Source organism: Streptomyces sp. NPDC051214, from assembly GCF_040682375.1.
Classification (GTDB): domain Bacteria; phylum Actinomycetota; class Actinomycetes; order Streptomycetales; family Streptomycetaceae; genus Streptomyces.
Genome location: NZ_JBFBAT010000010.1, coordinates 316381 through 331738 on the forward strand (window position 1 = coordinate 316381; position 15358 = coordinate 331738).

Below are 15358 nucleotides of genomic sequence, written 5' to 3' on the forward strand. Positions count from 1 at the left end.
TTCAGCGACCCCTTACAGCTTCATCAGGCTGGCGTCGTCGACCGAGGCCGAGTGACGGGAGCGGAACAGCGACACGATGATCGCGAGGCCGACCACGACTTCCGCCGCGGCAACGACCATCGTGAAGAAGGCGATGATCTGGCCGTCGAGATTGCCGTGCAGCCGGGAGAAGGCCACGAAGGCGAGGTTGCACGCGTTGAGCATCAGCTCGATACACATGAACACCACGATCGCGTTCCGCCTGATCAGCACGCCGGTGGCGCCGATCGCGAACAACAGCGCCGCGAGATACAGGTAGTTGACCGGATTCACTTCGACGCCTCCTCGGTCTTGGTCGACCGCTCCAGACGCTGCGTGGAGCGCTGTTCGAGGGCCCGCAGATCGTCCAGTGCCTCGTCGGACACATCGCGGATCTGACCGCGCTCACGCAGCGTCTTGTTGACCGTGAGCTCGGAGGGGGTGCCGTCGGGGAGGAGACCCGCGACGTCCACGGCGTTGTGCCGGGCGTAGACACCGGGGGCGGGCAGCGGCGGCAGGTGGTTGGAGCGCACGCGCTCCTCGGACATCTCGCGCTGCGTCTTGGCGCGCTCCGTGCGCTCGCGGTGGGTGAGCACCATCGCGCCGACGGTGGCGGTGATGAGCAGGGCACCGGTGATCTCGAAGGCGAAGACGTACTTCGTGAAGATGCTCTCGGCGAGGCCCTCCACGTTGCCGCCCGCGTTCGCCTTGGCGAGCCCGGTGAAGTCGTTCACCGAGGCGTTCCCGATGCCGGCGAAGAGCAGGATGGCGAAGCCGAAGCCACAGAGGCCGGCCAGCCAGCGCTGCCCCTTGATGGTCTCCTTCAGGGAGTCGGCGGCGGTGACACCGACGAGCATGACCACGAAGAGGAAGAGCATCATGATCGCGCCGGTGTAGACGACGACCTGGACGATGCCCAGGAAGTACGCCCCGTTGGCGAGGTAGAAGACCGCGAGGATGATCATGGTCCCGGCGAGGCAGAGCGCGCTGTGCACGGCCTTCTTCATGAGGATCGTGCACAGGGCGCCGATCACGGCGACCGTGCCGAGCACCCAGAACTGGACGGCCTCACCGGTGGACGTGGTGTAGGCGGCGAGCTGCGTCATCGGTTGATCACCTCCCCCGACGCGGGTTCGGAGTCCCCGAAGGTGGAGGCGGCCTCCTGGGGCGTCTCCCCCTTGGAAAGGGCCACTTGAGGCACCGTGCCCGGCGCGGCCTCGGTCACCAGACCGCGGTAGTAGTCCTGCTCGTCCGTGCCGGGGAAGATCGAGTGCGGTGAGTCGACCATGCCTTCCTCCAGGCCGGCGAGGAGCTGCTCCTTGGTGAAGATGAGCTTCTCGCGGCTGCTGTCGGCCAGCTCGAACTCGTTCGTCATCGTCAACGCGCGCGTGGGGCACGCCTCGATGCACAGGCCGCACAGGATGCAGCGGGCGTAGTTGATCTGGTAGACGCGGCCGTACCGCTCGCCCGGGGAGTAGCGCTCCTCCTCGGTGTTGTCCGCGCCCTCCACATAGATCGCGTCCGCGGGGCAGGCCCAGGCGCAGAGCTCGCAGCCGACGCACTTCTCCAGGCCGTCCGGATGGCGGTTGAGCTGGTGCCTGCCGTGGAAGCGGGGAGCGGTGACCTTCTCCTGCTCCGGATACTGCTCGGTTAGCCGCTTCTTGAACATGGCCTTGAAGGTCACGCCGAAGCCCGCGACGGGGTTCTGGAACCCCTGCTTCGATTGGTTCGACTCGTGCTGTGACTGGTTCGGCTCGTTCTTCGACTCAGCCATCGGACGCCTCCTTTCCGTCGCTTCGAGTTCCGTCACTTTGAGTATCCGGGCCACCACTGACAATCAACTCGCGCTCCTGGCGCGGGCGTCGTCGCGGTACGGGCGGCAGGCTCTGTCCGGGCAGCGGCGGGACGGGGAATCCACCGGCCATCGGGTCGAAGGCGACCGGCTCTTCCTCGACTGCCGCTTGCTTCTCGCGCTTGTCGCGGAAGATGTCGACGACCACGGAGAGCAACAGGAGCGCGATGACTCCGCCGCCCACATAGAGCGCGATCGAGGTGAAGTCGTACTCCTCGTTCCGCATCGCCCTGACCGTCGCCACGAGCATCAGCCAGACGACCGACACCGGGATCAGGACCTTCCAGCCGAGCTTCATCAGCTGGTCGTAGCGGACGCGTGGCAGCGTGCCGCGCAGCCAGATGAAGAAGAACAGCAGCAGCTGGACCTTGATAACGAACCAGAGCATCGGCCACCAGCCGTGGTTCGCGCCCTCCCAGAAGGTGCTGACCGGGTACGGGGCCCGCCAGCCGCCCAGGAAGAGCGTGACCGAGACCGCCGAGACGGTGACCATGTTGACGTACTCGGCGAGCATGAAGAGCGCGAACTTGATCGACGAGTACTCGGTGTTGAAGCCACCGACGAGGTCGCCCTCGGACTCCGGCATGTCGAAGGGCGCGCGGTTGGTCTCGCCGATCATCGTCACGATGTAGATCAGGAACGACACCGGAAGCAGCAGGACGTACCAGCGGTCCGCCTGCGCCTCCACGATCGCCGAGGTCGACATCGACCCGGAGTAGAGGAACACCGAGGCGAACGCGGCGCCCATCGCGATCTCGTACGAGATCATCTGCGCGCAGGAGCGCAGGCCGCCGAGGAGCGGATACGTGGAACCGGAGCTCCAGCCCGCCAGCACGATGCCGTAGATGCCGACCGAGGCGACCGCGAGGATGTAGAGCATCGCGATCGGCAGGTCGGTGAGCTGCATCGTCGTGCGCTGGCCGAAGATCGAGATCTCGTTGCCCGCGGGACCGAAGGGGATCACCGCGATCGCCATGAAGGCCGGGATGGCCGCCACGATCGGCGCGAGGATGTAGACCACCTTGTCCGCGCGCTTGACGATCAGGTCTTCCTTGAGCATCAGCTTGATGCCGTCCGCGAGGGACTGCAGCATGCCCCAGGGGCCGTGCCGGTTGGGCCCGATGCGCAGCTGCATCCAGGCGACGACCTTGCGCTCCCACACGATGGAGAAGAGAACCGTCACCATCAGGAACGCGAAGCAGAACACCGCCTTGATCGCGACGAGCCACCACGGGTCACGGCCGAACATGGACAGGTCTTCCGCCGCAAGCGGCACCATGTGGTGCATCACGACGTCACCTCCGGGGCCTCAGAGGGCTCCGGCAGGAGCGCCGGGCCGATGCGGACGAGGTCGCCGGGGCGCGCACCGGTGTCGGAAGTGACGCCTCCCCCGGTCGAGTTCAGCGGCAGCCACACCACGCGGTCGGGCATCTCGGTCACCTGGAGCGGCAGTTCAGTCGCCCCCGCCGGTCCGGAGACGGCCAGGACGTCGCCGTCCTTGACGCCCGCCTCGGCCGCGGTGGCCGCCGAGAGCCGGGCGAGCGCCGCGTGCCGTGTGCCGGCGAGCGCCTCGTCGCCCTCCTGGAGGCGGCCCTGGTCGAGCAGCAGCCGGTGCCCCGCGAGAACGGCCTCTCCGGAGGCGGGCCTCGGCGGCTGAGCACCCGTCTCCGAGGGCTCCGTGGCATGCGTGCCGTCCCAGCCGCCGAGCCGGTCCAGCTCGCGCCGGGCGGACGCCAGGTCGGGAAGAGCCAGGTGTACGTCCCCGGCGTCGGCCAGCATGTGCAGCACACGCGCGTCCGTCGGGGCCAGCGTGCGGGTCATCTGGTCGGGCTTCAGCGAGGCCTCGAACATCCGCGCCCTGCCCTCCCAGTTGAGGAAGGTGCCGGGCTTCTCCGCGACCGCGGCCACGGGGAGTACGACGTCGGCGTGCTCGGTGACCTCGCTGGGCCGCAGCTCGAGAGAGACCAGGAATCCGACCTCGGAGAGAGCTTCACGCGCGCGTGCCGGGTCGGGAAGGTCGGCGACCTCCACACCCGCCACCAGGAGCGCGCCCAGTTCGCCGGTCGCCGCCGCCTCGATGATCTGGCCGGTGTCACGGCCGTAGCGGTGCGGGATTTCGGCGACGCGCCATACGGCCGCCACCTCGTCCCGCGCGCGCGGGTCGGTGGACGGGCGCCCGCCGGGGAGCAGCGAGGGCAGCGCACCGGCCTCGACGGCGCCGCGCTCCCCCGCCCGGCGCGGAATCCACACCAGCCGCGCACCGGTCGCGGAAGCGGCCCGTACGGCGGCGGTGAGCCCGCCCGGCACGGCCGCGAGGCGCTCGCCGACCACGATCACCGCACCCGGAGCGCGCAGCGCCTCGGCGGCCTTGGCACCGTCGCCCTCAAGTCCGACCTCTCCTGAGAGTGCGTCGAGCCACTCCGTCTCGGTGCCGGGAGCCGCGGGCAACAGCGTGCCGCCCGCCTTCTCCAGGCCCCGGGTCTGGTGCGTGGCGAGGGAGAACGTCCGCTGGCCGTGCTTGCGCCAGGCCTTGCGAAGCCGCAGGAAGACCCCGGGCGCCTCCTCCTCGGCCTCGAAGCCGACGAGCAGGACCGCGGGCGCCTTCTCCACGTCCGCGTACGTCACGCCGGCGCCGTCGAGATCCCGGCCGCGGCCCGCGACACGGGCGGCCAGGAAGTCGGCTTCCTCGCTGCTGTGCACGCGCGCGCGGAAGTCGATGTCGTTCGTGTCGAGCGCCACGCGCGCGTACTTGCTGTACGCGTAGGCGTCCTCGACGGTGAGGCGCCCGCCGGTCAGCACACCGGCCCGGCCCCGCGCGGCGGCGAGTCCGACGGCCGCGACCTCGAGGGCCTCGGGCCAACTGGCGGCCTCCAGCTCGCCCGTCTCCGCGTTGCGCACTAGCGGTGTGGTCAGCCGGTCCGGCTTCTGCGCGTAACGGAAGCCGAAGCGCCCCTTGTCGCAGATCCACTCCTCGTTGACCTCGGGGTCGTCGGCGGCGAGGCGCCGCATGACCTTGCCGCGCCGGTGGTCGGTGCGCGTCGCGCAGCCACCCGCGCAGTGCTCGCAGACCGAGGGCGACGACACCAGGTCGAAGGGCCGCGAGCGGAAGCGATACGCCGCCGAGGTCAGCGCGCCGACCGGACAGATCTGGATGGTGTTCCCGGAGAAGTACGACTCGAAGGGGTCACCCTCGCCCGTACCGACCTGCTGGAGCGCACCGCGCTCGATCAGCTCGATCATCGGGTCGCCCGCGATCTGGTTCGAGAACCGGGTGCAGCGCGCGCACAGCACGCACCGCTCACGGTCGAGCAGCACCTGCGTGGAGATCGGCACCGGCTTCTCGTACGTCCGCTTCTTGCCCTCGAAGCGGCTGTCCGGGTCGCCGACCTGCATCGCCTGGTTCTGCAGCGGGCACTCGCCGCCCTTGTCGCAGACCGGGCAGTCCAGCGGATGGTTGATGAGGAGCAGCTCCATCACACCGCGCTGGGCCTTCTCGGCGACCGGCGAGGAGAGCTGCGACTTCACGACCATGCCGTCGGTGCAGGTGATGGTGCAGGAGGCCATCGGCTTGCGCTGGCCCTCCACCTCGACGATGCACTGGCGGCAGGCGCCCGCCGGGTCGAGCAGCGGGTGGTCGCAGAACCTCGGGATCTCGATGCCGAGGAGCTCGGCGGCCCGGATCACCAGCGTCCCCTTCGGGACGCTGATCTCGGCGCCGTCGATCGTCAGCGACACGAGGTCTTCCGGCGGAACCGCCGCCTCGCCGCCCCCGGAGGGAGCGCTATTAGTGGTCACTGTCATGCGTTCACCTCCGAATGTGCGGCGGGCCTGTCGGCCCAGAGAGTCGACTTGGCCGGGTCGAAGGGGCAGCCCTTGCCGGTGATGTGCTGCTCGTACTCCTCGCGGAAGTACTTGAGCGAGGAGAAGATCGGCGACGCGGCGCCGTCACCCAGGGCGCAGAACGACTTGCCGTTGATGTTGTCGGCGATGTCGTTCAGCTTGTCCAGGTCGGACATGACGCCCTTGCCGGCCTCGATGTCGCGGAGCAACTGGACCAGCCAGTACGTCCCTTCGCGGCAGGGCGTGCACTTGCCGCAGGACTCGTGGGCGTAGAACTCGGTCCAGCGGGTGACCGCGCGCACCACGCACGTCGTCTCGTCGAAGCACTGCAGGGCCTTCGTGCCGAGCATCGACCCGGCGGCGCCCACTCCCTCGTAGTCCAGCGGGACGTCGAGGTGCTCGTCGGTGAACATCGGCGTCGACGAGCCGCCCGGCGTCCAGAACTTGAGCCGGTGGCCCGCCCTGATCCCGCCGCTCATCTCGAGCAGCTGGCGCAGGGTGATGCCGAGCGGGGCCTCGTACTGGCCGGGGCTCGTGACGTGGCCGCTCAGCGAATAGAGCGTGAAGCCGGGGGACTTCTCGCTCCCCATCGACTTGAACCAGTCTTTTCCGCGATTCAGGATCGCGGGAACCGACGCGATGGACTCGACGTTATTGACAACAGTGGGGCATGCGTAGAGGCCCGCGACGGCCGGGAAAGGGGGACGCAGTCGCGGCTGGCCACGGCGGCCTTCGAGCGAGTCGAGCAGCGCGGTCTCCTCACCACAGATGTACGCGCCCGCACCCGCGTGCACGGTGAGTTCGAGGTCGAGTCCGCTGCCCAGGATGTTCTCGCCCAGGAATCCCGCCTCTTTCGCCTCACGCACGGCCTCGTGCAACCGCCTGAGCACGGGGACGACTTCACCGCGCAGGTAGATGAAGGCATGCGAAGAGCGGATCGCGTAACAGGCGATCACGATGCCCTCGATGAGGCTATGCGGGTTCGCGAAGAGGAGCGGGATGTCCTTACAGGTCCCGGGCTCCGATTCGTCGGCGTTGACAACTAGATAGTGCGGCTTTCCATCGCCCTGCGGAATGAACTGCCATTTCATTCCGGTGGGGAATCCGGCGCCGCCCCGGCCGCGCAGACCGGAGTCCTTCACGTACGCGATGAGGTCGTCCGGCGCCATGGCCAGGGCCTTGCGCAGGCCCTCGTACCCCTCGTGCCGTCGGTAGGTCTCCAGCGTCCAGGACTTCTCCTCGTCCCAGAACGCGGAAAGGACCGGCGCGAGCAGCTTCTCGGGGCTCGTCTCGTTGTCGATCTCGGCTGCCAAGGTCATCACTCCCCCTCCTCGGCGGTCGGTCCGGCCGGGTGGGCCGGGTCGGATGCCGAGGTCTCCTGCGGTGCGTCATGCGAGCTGAGGTGCTCGGCAGGCGCCTCATCCTGGGGGCCGCCCGCGCGTGGGTGGACCACCCGGGGCTGCGGCAACTCGCCCTTGGCCAGGCGCAGTCCGATCAGCGAGGCCGGGCCCGCGCCGCCGCTCGCCTCGACGGCGCCCGCGCGCTCGTCGGGGAAGCCCGCCAGAATCCGCGCCGTCTCCTTGTATGTGCACAAGGGGGCGCCGCGGGTCGGCTCGACCTGCACGCCCGCGCGCAGGTCGTCGACGAGCCGCTTGGCGGTCTCGGGGGTCTGGTTGTCGAAGAACTCCCAGTTGACCATCACGACGGGAGCGAAGTCGCAGGCCGCGTTGCACTCGATGTGCTCCAGCGTGACCTTGCCGTCCTCCGTGGTCCCTTCGTTGCCGACGCCCAGGTGCTCCTGGAGCGACTCGAAGATCGCGTCACCGCCCATGACGGCACACAACGTGTTGGTGCAGACGCCGACCTGGTAGTCACCGGAGGGCTTGCGCCGGTACATCGTGTAGAAGGTCGCGACCGCGGTGACCTCGGCGGTGGTCAGGCCGAGGACCTCCGCGCAGAAGGCCATGCCCGTGCGCGTGACGTGGCCCTCCTCCGACTGCACCAGGTGCAGCAGCGGGAGCAGCGCGGACCGGGAGTCCGGGTAGCGGGAGATGACCTCCTTGGCGTCCGCGTCGAGCCTGGCCCGTACGTCGGCCGGGAAGTCGGGGGCGGGGAGTTGGGGCATGCCCAGGCTGACGCCCGCGCCCTGGGAAGGGGTGGTGGTCACCGGTCGACGCCTCCCATCACGGGGTCGATGGACGCGACGGCGACGATGACGTCGGCGACCTGGCCGCCCTCACACATCGCCGCCATGGCCTGCAGGTTGGTGAAGGACGGGTCGCGGAAGTGGACCCGGTAGGGGCGGGTGCCGCCGTCGGAGACGACATGCACCCCGAGCTCGCCCTTGGGCGACTCGACGGCGGTGTACGCCTGCCCCGCGGGGACCCGGAAGCCCTCGGTCACCAGCTTGAAGTGGTGGATCAGGGCCTCCATGGAGGTGCCCATGATCTTCTTGATGTGATCGAGCGAGTTGCCCAATCCGTCCGGGCCGAGCGCCAGTTGCGCGGGCCAGGCGATCTTCTTGTCGCCGACCATGACCGGACCCGGCGCGAGCCGGTCCAGGCACTGCTCGACGATGCGCAGCGACTGGCGCATCTCCTCGAGACGGATCAGGAAGCGTCCGTAGGAGTCACAGGTGTCGGCGGTCGGCACGTCGAACTCGTAGTTCTCGTAACCGCAGTAGGGCTGCGCCTTGCGCAGGTCGTGCGGCAGGCCGGCCGAGCGCAGGACGGGCCCGGTGGCGCCGAGTGCCATGCAGCCGGCGAGGTCGAGATAGCCGACGTCCTGCATACGGGCCTTGAAGATGGGGTTGCCGGTGGCGAGCTTGTCGTACTCGCCGAGGTTCTTCTGCATCTTCTTCACGAACTCGCGGATCTGGTCCACCGCGCCCGGGGGCAGGTCCTGGGCGAGTCCGCCGGGCCGGATGTACGCGTGGTTCATGCGCAGGCCGGTGATCAGCTCGAAGATGTCGAGAACGAGTTCACGATCTCGGAAGCCGTAGATCATGATCGTCGTCGCGCCCAGTTCCATGCCGCCGGTGGCGATGCACACCAGGTGCGAGGAGAGCCGGTTGAGCTCCATCAGGAGCACGCGGATGACCGAGGCGCGGTCCGGGATCTGGTCCTCGATGCCGAGCAGCTTCTCGACGCCGAGGCAGTACGCCGCCTCGTTGAAGAACGGCGTCAGATAGTCCATGCGCGTGACGAACGTCGTGCCCTGCGTCCACGTGCGGTACTCGAGGTTCTTCTCGATGCCCGTGTGCAGATAGCCGATGCCGCAGCGGGCCTCGGAGACGGTCTCACCCTCGATCTCCAGGATGAGCCGGAGCACACCATGGGTGGAGGGGTGCTGCGGACCCATGTTGACGATGATGCGCTCGTCGTCCGACCGGGCGGCGGACTGGACGACCTCGTCCCAGTCGCCGCCGGTGACCGTATATACGGTCCCCTCGGTCGTTTCGCGGGCGGAGGCATGTGAAGTGGACATCAGCTGTACGACCTCCGCTGGTCCGGAGCCGGGATCTGGGCGCCCTTGTACTCGACGGGGATGCCGCCGAGGGGGTAGTCCTTGCGCTGCGGGAAGCCCTGCCAGTCGTCCGGCATCATGATCCGCGTCAGCGCCGGGTGACCGTCGAAGATCAGGCCGAAGAAGTCGTACGCCTCGCGCTCGTGCCAGTCGTTCGTCGGATAGACGGAGACCAGTGAGGGGACGTGCGGATCGGCGTCAGGGGCGCTGACTTCGAGCCGGATCAGGCGGTTGTGGGTGATCGAGCGCAGGTGGTAGACGGCGTGCAGCTCGCGGCCCTTGTCCTCGAGGAAGTGCACGCCGCTGACGCCCGTGCAGAGCTCGAAGCGCAGGGCCGGGTCGTCGCGCAGGGTCTGCGCGACCCGGACGAGGTGCTCGCGCGCGATGTGGAAGGTGAGTTCGTCGCGGTCGACGACCGTCTTCTCGATCGCGTTCTCCGGGAGGAGTCCCTGTTCTTCCAGGGCTCCTTCCAGCTCGTCCGCGACTTCGTCGAACCAGCCGCCGTACGGGCGCGCGGAGGCGCCGGGCAGGGTGATCGTGCGCACCAGGCCGCCGTAGCCGGACGTGTCGCCGCCGTCGTTGACGCCGAACATGCCCTTGCGGACGCCGATGACCTTGCCGGCCTCGTCGCGGGGAGCGGGGACGCCGTTCCCGTTCAGGTGCTCGTCGTGCGCGTCGCTCACCGCAGCAGCCCCTTCATCTCGATGGTGGGGAGGGCCTTGAGGGCCGCCTCCTCCGCCTCGCGGGCCGCTTCCTCGGCGTTGACCCCGAGCTTGCCGCCCTGGATCTTCTGGTGGAGCTTGAGGATCGCGTCCATCAGCATCTCGGGTCGCGGCGGACATCCGGGCAAATAGATGTCAACAGGGACAATGTGGTCCACGCCCTGCACAATCGCGTAATTGTTGAACATCCCGCCCGACGAAGCGCAAACCCCCATGGAAATGACCCACTTGGGGTTGGGCATCTGGTCATAGACCTGCCGCAGCACCGGCGCCATCTTCTGGCTCACACGCCCGGCCACGATCATCAGATCGGCCTGCCGCGGCGAACCGCGGAAGACCTCCATGCCGAAGCGAGCCAGGTCATAACGCCCGGCTCCCGTCGTCATCATCTCGATGGCGCAGCACGCGAGGCCGAAGGTCGCGGGGAAGACGGATGACTTGCGCACCCAGCCCGCGGCTTGTTCGACGGTGGTCAGCAGAAAACCGCTCGGCAGTTTCTCTTCGAGTCCCATGCTCTTTGGCCCCTCAGACCTTTAGTCCCATTCCAGGCCGCCACGCCGCCATACGTACGCGTACGCGACGAAGACGGTGAGCACGAAGAGCAGCATCTCCACGAGCCCGAAAATCCCGAGGGCGTCGAAGGTGACGGCCCAGGGGTAAAGGAAGACGATCTCGATGTCGAAGACGATGAAGAGCATCGCCGTCAGGTAGTACTTGATGGGAAATCGCCCGCCGCCGGCCGGAGTCGGCGTCGGCTCGATACCGCACTCATACGCCTCGAGCTTGGCGCGGTTGTACCGCTTTGGACCGATAAGCGTGGCCATGACCACGGAGAAGATCGCAAAGCCTGCCCCGAGGGCTCCCAGCACGAGGATGGGCGCATAGGCGTTCACGCTCCTCGCTCCTCTCAGTCGGCACTGACTGTTGGCGGTTGCATCGGACCCCGACCCGCCCCACGAAGATCGCGTTCATGTGAAGCAGGTCACAAGCCCAACTGCACCGCATCTTATGCCCGCCAGTCTGTGATCTGCGACACGGGGTGCGACAACGGCTTTGTGATCTCCACCACCTGACGAAGGATCATGAAGTCGGATGAGCGGTGATCTTCATACGCGAAGCGCCTGAGTGATCACCAGTGGTGACATCTCGGCGAGTTACCGCTGGTCGGGAGGGGGGCGCCCTATCAAGCAACGGCCGCCGCAGGCAAATTGGCGCTGGACGCCCTGGCTTGATAGTGGCGGCTCATTCACACTTTGGCGGGAGGGGTGTGGATGAAGGTGGACAGCCACGAACGCGTGCACAGATTCACGAGCCACCGAAGCGGCACCTTTATGACGATCGGAACGGGTTCCCCGGCGGGCTGCTCGGCACCTCGCCGACACAGGCCGGCCGTCGATCCCTCGTCGATCCATCACCGATCCCCCGTACGGACAACACCCCTGAATTCTTCGGGAGATCTCGGGAAGGTCTCAGCCCGATCTCAGGGAGATCCCCTAGGGCAACACCTGTGACCTGCGCCACACGCCAATGGGCGGCAAAGAAACCGGGCTTGGCCAACCGGCTCAACCGGTGGTAGTCCGAGGGCAATTCGGGCGTATCGCAGAAAACCCATGATCACAGGCGTGATCGCCGTTGTCCGCATTGCCCGTTACGGCGTCAATAAGAAGTGACACGCCCGGGATTCGGGGCCGAGAACGGCAACTGTGGCGCAGCCCACGTTTCTTGAAGGGAACCCTGACTCCCTGATAGCGGTTGTTCTCATGTCCCACACCGCTCACATACCCAGCCACCGGAAGCCCCGTCGTAGCGCCACGAAGCAGGCTCTGCGCGCCGGAGTTGCCGGTGGCGTCCTCAGCACCCTGGCAGTGGCCGCCGCCGCCGGAACGGCGAACGCCGCCGAGCCGGTGACCGAGACCATCGAAATGCCCACGCTCACCGCGGATCTCTCCACGCAGATCGCGCAGTCCGCTGAAGCCACCCAGCAGACCGCCGACAGCTACCAGCTCCGTGCCGAGCAGGACGCGGCCGCCGTGAAGGCCGCCAAGCAGGCCAAGGAAGACCAGGCCAAGGCCGAGAAGAAGGCCGAGGCCAAGGCGAAGGCCGAGGCCGCCGCCAAGAAGAAGGCGGAGGAGGAGCGCGCCTCGCGTTCCACCGAGCGCACGACGCTCAGCGCCGCCGGCGGCTCCAGCGCCTCCACCGCCGACACGCCGGCCCCGGCCAGCGGCAGCGTCGGCACGGTCATCAGCTTCCTGAAGGCCCAGCTCGGCGACGCGTACGTCATGGGTGCCTCCGGACCCAACGCGTGGGACTGCTCCAGCCTCGTCCAGGCCGCGTTCAAGCAGGCGGGCGTGGACCTTCCGCGCGTCTCGCAGGACCAGTCGGTCTCCGGTACGCCGGTCTCGCTCTCCAACGTCCAGGTGGGCGACATCCTTTACTGGGGTGGCGCGGGCTCCGCGTACCACGTGGGTGTGTACATCGGTAACGGCCAGTACCTCGACGCCGCCAACCCCGGCAAGGGCGTTGTCATCCAGGACCTGTCGGGTTACCCCGCCGACGGTGCCGTGCGCGTCCTCTGAGGGCCCCTCACAGCGACGCGGAAGGGCCGGGAACCCCCAGCGGGGTTCCCGGCCCTTCTGTGCGCTCAGCGAGGCGAGGCGCAGGCGCAGGCATCAGCCCTTCGGCGAGAGCTCGCCCATCTCGGACCAGCTGCTGCCCGGGATCTCGGTGTGGATGATCTCGGGGGTCGAGGCGATCAACTCGGACATCGACTCCATGGCGGCCTTGAAGTGGTCGGAGCCGACGTGCGCCGCGCCCGCCTCCTGGGAGGCGAAGCCCTCCAGGAGGACGAACTGGTGGGGGTCGTCGACGCTGCGGGACCAGTCGTAGAAGAGGTTGCCCTCCTCCGCGCGCGTGGCCCGCGTGAACTCGGCGGTCCGCTCCAGCCAGCTGTCGGCGTACTCGGGGCGGACGGTGAACTTGACTGCGATGAAAATCATGCGCCCAGCCTCGTACCACCCATGGGGCACGGGCAAATCGGACAGCGCCCCGCCCCCACGGACGCTCACGCCTTCGGCGCCACCTTGCTCAGGCCGTTGATGATGCGGTCCATCGCGTCGCCGCCCGTCGGGTCGGTCAGGTTGGCCAGCATCTTCAGCGTGAAGCGCATCAGCATCGGGTGCGTCAGACCGCGCTGCGTGGCGATCTTCATGACCTTCGGGTTGCCGATGAGCTTCACGAAGGCGCGGCCCAGCGTGTAGTAGCCGCCGTAGGTGTCCTTGAGGACCTTCGGGTAGCGCTGCAGCGCCAGTTCGCGCTGGCCGGGGGTCTGGCGGGCGTGCGCCTGGACGATGACGTCCGCCGCGATCTGCCCGGACTCCATGGCGTACGCGATGCCCTCGCCGTTGAAGGGGTTCACCATGCCGCCCGCGTCGCCCACCAGGAGCAGGCCCTTGGTGTAGTGCGGCTGGCGGTTGAAGGCCATGGGCAGGGCGGCGCCGCGGATCGGCATCGTCATGTTGTCCGGGGTGTAGCCCCACTCCTCCGGCATCGAGGCGCACCAGGCCTTCAACACCTCGCGCCAGTCCAGCTCCTTGTAGGCGGAGGAGGAGTCGAGGATGCCGAGCCCGACGTTCGACGTGCCGTCGCCCATGCCGAAGACCCAGCCGTAGCCGGGAAGGAGCCGGTCCTCGGCGCCGCGGCGGTCCCACAGCTCCAGCCAGGACTCCAGGTAGTCGTCGTCGTGGCGGGGCGAGGTGAAGTACGTACGGACCGCGACGCCCATCGGGCGGTCCTCGCGGCGGTGCAGGCCCATCGCGAGGGAGAGCCGCGTCGAGTTGCCGTCGGCGGCGACCACCAGCGGGGCGTGGAAGGTGACCGGGGTCTTCTCCTCGCCGAGCTTGGCGTGCACGCCGGTGATGCGGCCCGTGCGCTCGTCGACGATCGGGGCGCCCACGTTGCAGCGCTGGTGCAGGCGGGCGCCCGCCTTCTGCGCCTGGTTGGCGAGCTGCTCGTCGAAGTCGTCGCGCTTACGGACCAGGCCGTAGTTGGGGTAGGCGGCGAGTTCCGGCCAATCGAGCTGGAGCCGTACGCCGCCGCCGATGATGCGCAGGCCCTTGTTCCGCAGCCAGCCCGCCTCCTCGGAGATGTCGATCCCCATGGACACCAGCTGTTTGGTGGCGCGCGGCGTCAGGCCGTCGCCGCAGACCTTCTCCCTGGGGAACGCGGTCTTCTCCAGGAGCAGTACGTCGAGTCCGGCCTTCGCCAGGTAATAGGCGGTCGTGGAACCGGCTGGCCCGGCCCCGACGACGATCACATCAGCGGTGTGTTCGGTGAGGGGCTGGGGTTCGGTCACGGCGGGTTCTCCCCAAGGCTCGAAATCTGTGTGCCGACGGGCACGGGTTATGGGCAGTCTATGCAGCGGTACCGATCAGCCAGCCGAAGGGCCACCCGTGACAAAGCAGGCGACAAAGCAGACGCCGCCGACCAAGACCCTGCCCGCCGTACAGCTGCGTGTCCCGACGCACGAGGACGCGTTCGTCTGGCACCGGCTCTTCGACGACCCGGAGGTCATGGAGTTCTTCGGCACCGGCACGTCGGCCGAGCTCTCCGTGTACGAGGAGCTGACCGCGCGGCAGCGCAGACACGACGCCGAACTCGGCTTCTGCCTGTGGACGTTGCTCGACGCGGACGGTGAGCCCATCGGCTTCACCGGAGCGCAGCCCTGGCCCAACGACTGGGGGCCCAGGGGCGAGATCGAGATCGGCTGGCGGCTCACCCGCACCGCCTGGGGGAAGGGGTACGCGAGCGCCGCCGCGCAGGCCACCCTGGAGCGGGTGCGGGCGGCGGGCGTACGGGACGTGGTGGCGATGGTCGACGTCCGCAACGCACGGTCCGTGGCCGTGACCCGGCGGCTCGGCATGGAGCTGGCCGAGACCTTCACGACGCCGACGAAGCGGGAGGCGCACACCTTCCGGCTCACGCTGTAGCGGGTCTACCCTGCCGGTACCGCCGGGGGGTGACATCCGTGCCGAAGACGCCCAGGACTGACGAGCCGGACGACGTGCTCGTGCCGCGGCTCGTCGGTCTGATGGCCGTGGACGCACGCGAGTCGGCAGCGAAGCACGGCGTGGAGCTCGCGGCGCCGGACCGCCCCGAACTGCACCTGGTCGTCCTCGATCACGTGGTCCGGCAGTACCCCCCGCCCGGCGCGTGGATCCCGCGCGACGCCGTCGTCACCATCTGGTTCGAGTTCGGCCCCGGCGAGGGCGAGGGCGGCGCGGGCGTGCGCGAACCCCGTCGCCCGGGGCCTGGGGACGGCGGGGTCCGCCGGGAACTCGACGAGCCGGAGAACGAGGTCGGCGCCATGCGCTAGCGCCGCCCGCCTCCGCTCCTGCCCTGGATC

Annotated in this window: 16 protein-coding genes; 3 read left to right on the forward strand and 13 right to left on the reverse strand. The window is 68.4% G+C overall.

Annotated elements, in window-relative coordinates; genetic code table 11:
* Positions 1 to 12 precede the first annotated feature (12 nt).
* From nuoK to AB0M70_RS27315, 11 genes are read right to left on the reverse strand one after another with little or no spacing between them, the layout of a single operon-like run.
* Positions 13 to 312, reverse strand: coding sequence for an NADH-quinone oxidoreductase subunit NuoK (gene nuoK / locus AB0M70_RS27265; protein ID WP_016640174.1), 300 nt, complete (start codon positions 310 to 312; stop codon positions 13 to 15).
* Positions 309 to 1124, reverse strand: a complete 816-nt coding sequence (locus AB0M70_RS27270; protein WP_365823662.1) for an NADH-quinone oxidoreductase subunit J — start codon at positions 1122 to 1124, stop codon at positions 309 to 311. Before AB0M70_RS27270 ends, nuoK begins: the two co-directional genes overlap by 4 nt.
* Positions 1121 to 1792, reverse strand: coding sequence for an NADH-quinone oxidoreductase subunit NuoI (nuoI, locus tag AB0M70_RS27275; RefSeq protein ID WP_363212754.1), 672 nt, complete (start codon positions 1790 to 1792; stop codon positions 1121 to 1123). The genes AB0M70_RS27270 and nuoI overlap by 4 nt, the downstream gene beginning before the upstream one ends.
* Positions 1785 to 3149: an NADH-quinone oxidoreductase subunit NuoH gene (gene nuoH, locus AB0M70_RS27280; protein ID WP_365823811.1), complete on the reverse strand. Its 1365-nt coding sequence runs from the start codon at positions 3147 to 3149 to the stop codon at positions 1785 to 1787. The genes nuoI and nuoH overlap by 8 nt, the downstream gene beginning before the upstream one ends.
* A gap of 8 nt (positions 3150 to 3157) precedes the next feature.
* Positions 3158 to 5671, reverse strand: a complete 2514-nt coding sequence (locus tag AB0M70_RS27285) for an NADH-quinone oxidoreductase subunit G (protein ID WP_365823664.1) — start codon at positions 5669 to 5671, stop codon at positions 3158 to 3160.
* Positions 5668 to 7029 carry an NADH-quinone oxidoreductase subunit NuoF gene (gene nuoF, locus AB0M70_RS27290; RefSeq protein ID WP_365823666.1) on the reverse strand — a complete coding sequence of 454 codons (1362 nt, stop codon included), beginning with the start codon at positions 7027 to 7029 and terminating at the stop codon, positions 5668 to 5670. Before nuoF ends, AB0M70_RS27285 begins: the two co-directional genes overlap by 4 nt.
* Positions 7029 to 7835, reverse strand: a complete 807-nt coding sequence (gene nuoE / locus AB0M70_RS27295) for an NADH-quinone oxidoreductase subunit NuoE (protein ID WP_365823813.1) — start codon at positions 7833 to 7835, stop codon at positions 7029 to 7031. Before nuoE ends, nuoF begins: the two co-directional genes overlap by 1 nt.
* Before the next feature lie 38 nt (positions 7836 to 7873).
* The gene (locus AB0M70_RS27300) at positions 7874 to 9196 is read right to left on the reverse strand and encodes an NADH-quinone oxidoreductase subunit D (protein ID WP_365823668.1); all 1323 of its coding nucleotides are present in this window, start codon (positions 9194 to 9196) and stop codon (positions 7874 to 7876) included.
* On the reverse strand, positions 9196 to 9918 hold the full coding sequence (locus tag AB0M70_RS27305; RefSeq protein WP_365823670.1) for an NADH-quinone oxidoreductase subunit C: 723 nt from the start codon (positions 9916 to 9918) through the stop codon (positions 9196 to 9198). The genes AB0M70_RS27300 and AB0M70_RS27305 overlap by 1 nt, the downstream gene beginning before the upstream one ends.
* On the reverse strand, positions 9915 to 10469 hold the full coding sequence (locus tag AB0M70_RS27310; protein WP_160506582.1) for an NADH-quinone oxidoreductase subunit B family protein: 555 nt from the start codon (positions 10467 to 10469) through the stop codon (positions 9915 to 9917). Before AB0M70_RS27310 ends, AB0M70_RS27305 begins: the two co-directional genes overlap by 4 nt.
* A 21-nt stretch (positions 10470 to 10490) precedes the next feature.
* On the reverse strand, positions 10491 to 10850 hold the full coding sequence (locus AB0M70_RS27315) for an NADH-quinone oxidoreductase subunit A (protein WP_003992243.1): 360 nt from the start codon (positions 10848 to 10850) through the stop codon (positions 10491 to 10493).
* A gap of 867 nt (positions 10851 to 11717) precedes the next feature.
* Here AB0M70_RS27315 and AB0M70_RS27320 point away from each other — a divergent pair.
* Positions 11718 to 12533 (forward strand): C40 family peptidase, encoded by an 816-nt coding sequence (locus tag AB0M70_RS27320; protein ID WP_365823673.1) that lies wholly within the window; start codon positions 11718 to 11720, stop codon positions 12531 to 12533.
* A 93-nt stretch (positions 12534 to 12626) separates the two neighbouring features.
* On the opposite strand, the gene AB0M70_RS27325 is transcribed toward AB0M70_RS27320, so the two are convergent.
* Both AB0M70_RS27325 and AB0M70_RS27330 read right to left on the reverse strand, forming a co-directional pair.
* Complete coding sequence (locus tag AB0M70_RS27325; RefSeq protein ID WP_365823675.1) at positions 12627 to 12953, reverse strand: putative quinol monooxygenase; 327 nt, start codon at positions 12951 to 12953, stop codon at positions 12627 to 12629.
* A 65-nt stretch (positions 12954 to 13018) separates the two neighbouring features.
* Complete coding sequence (locus AB0M70_RS27330) at positions 13019 to 14308, reverse strand: geranylgeranyl reductase family protein (protein WP_365823677.1); 1290 nt, start codon at positions 14306 to 14308, stop codon at positions 13019 to 13021.
* A gap of 97 nt (positions 14309 to 14405) precedes the next feature.
* Between AB0M70_RS27330 and AB0M70_RS27335 the strand changes: the two genes are divergently transcribed.
* Entirely contained in the window at positions 14406 to 14942 is a 537-nt protein-coding gene (locus AB0M70_RS27335; RefSeq protein ID WP_365823679.1) for a GNAT family N-acetyltransferase, read from the forward strand.
* Positions 14943 to 15043: 101 nt separating this feature from the next.
* A complete protein-coding gene (locus AB0M70_RS27340; protein ID WP_365823815.1) occupies positions 15044 to 15328 on the forward strand; it encodes a serine/threonine kinase in 285 nt (94 codons plus the stop codon).
* The last annotated feature ends 30 nt before the right edge of the window (positions 15329 to 15358 follow it).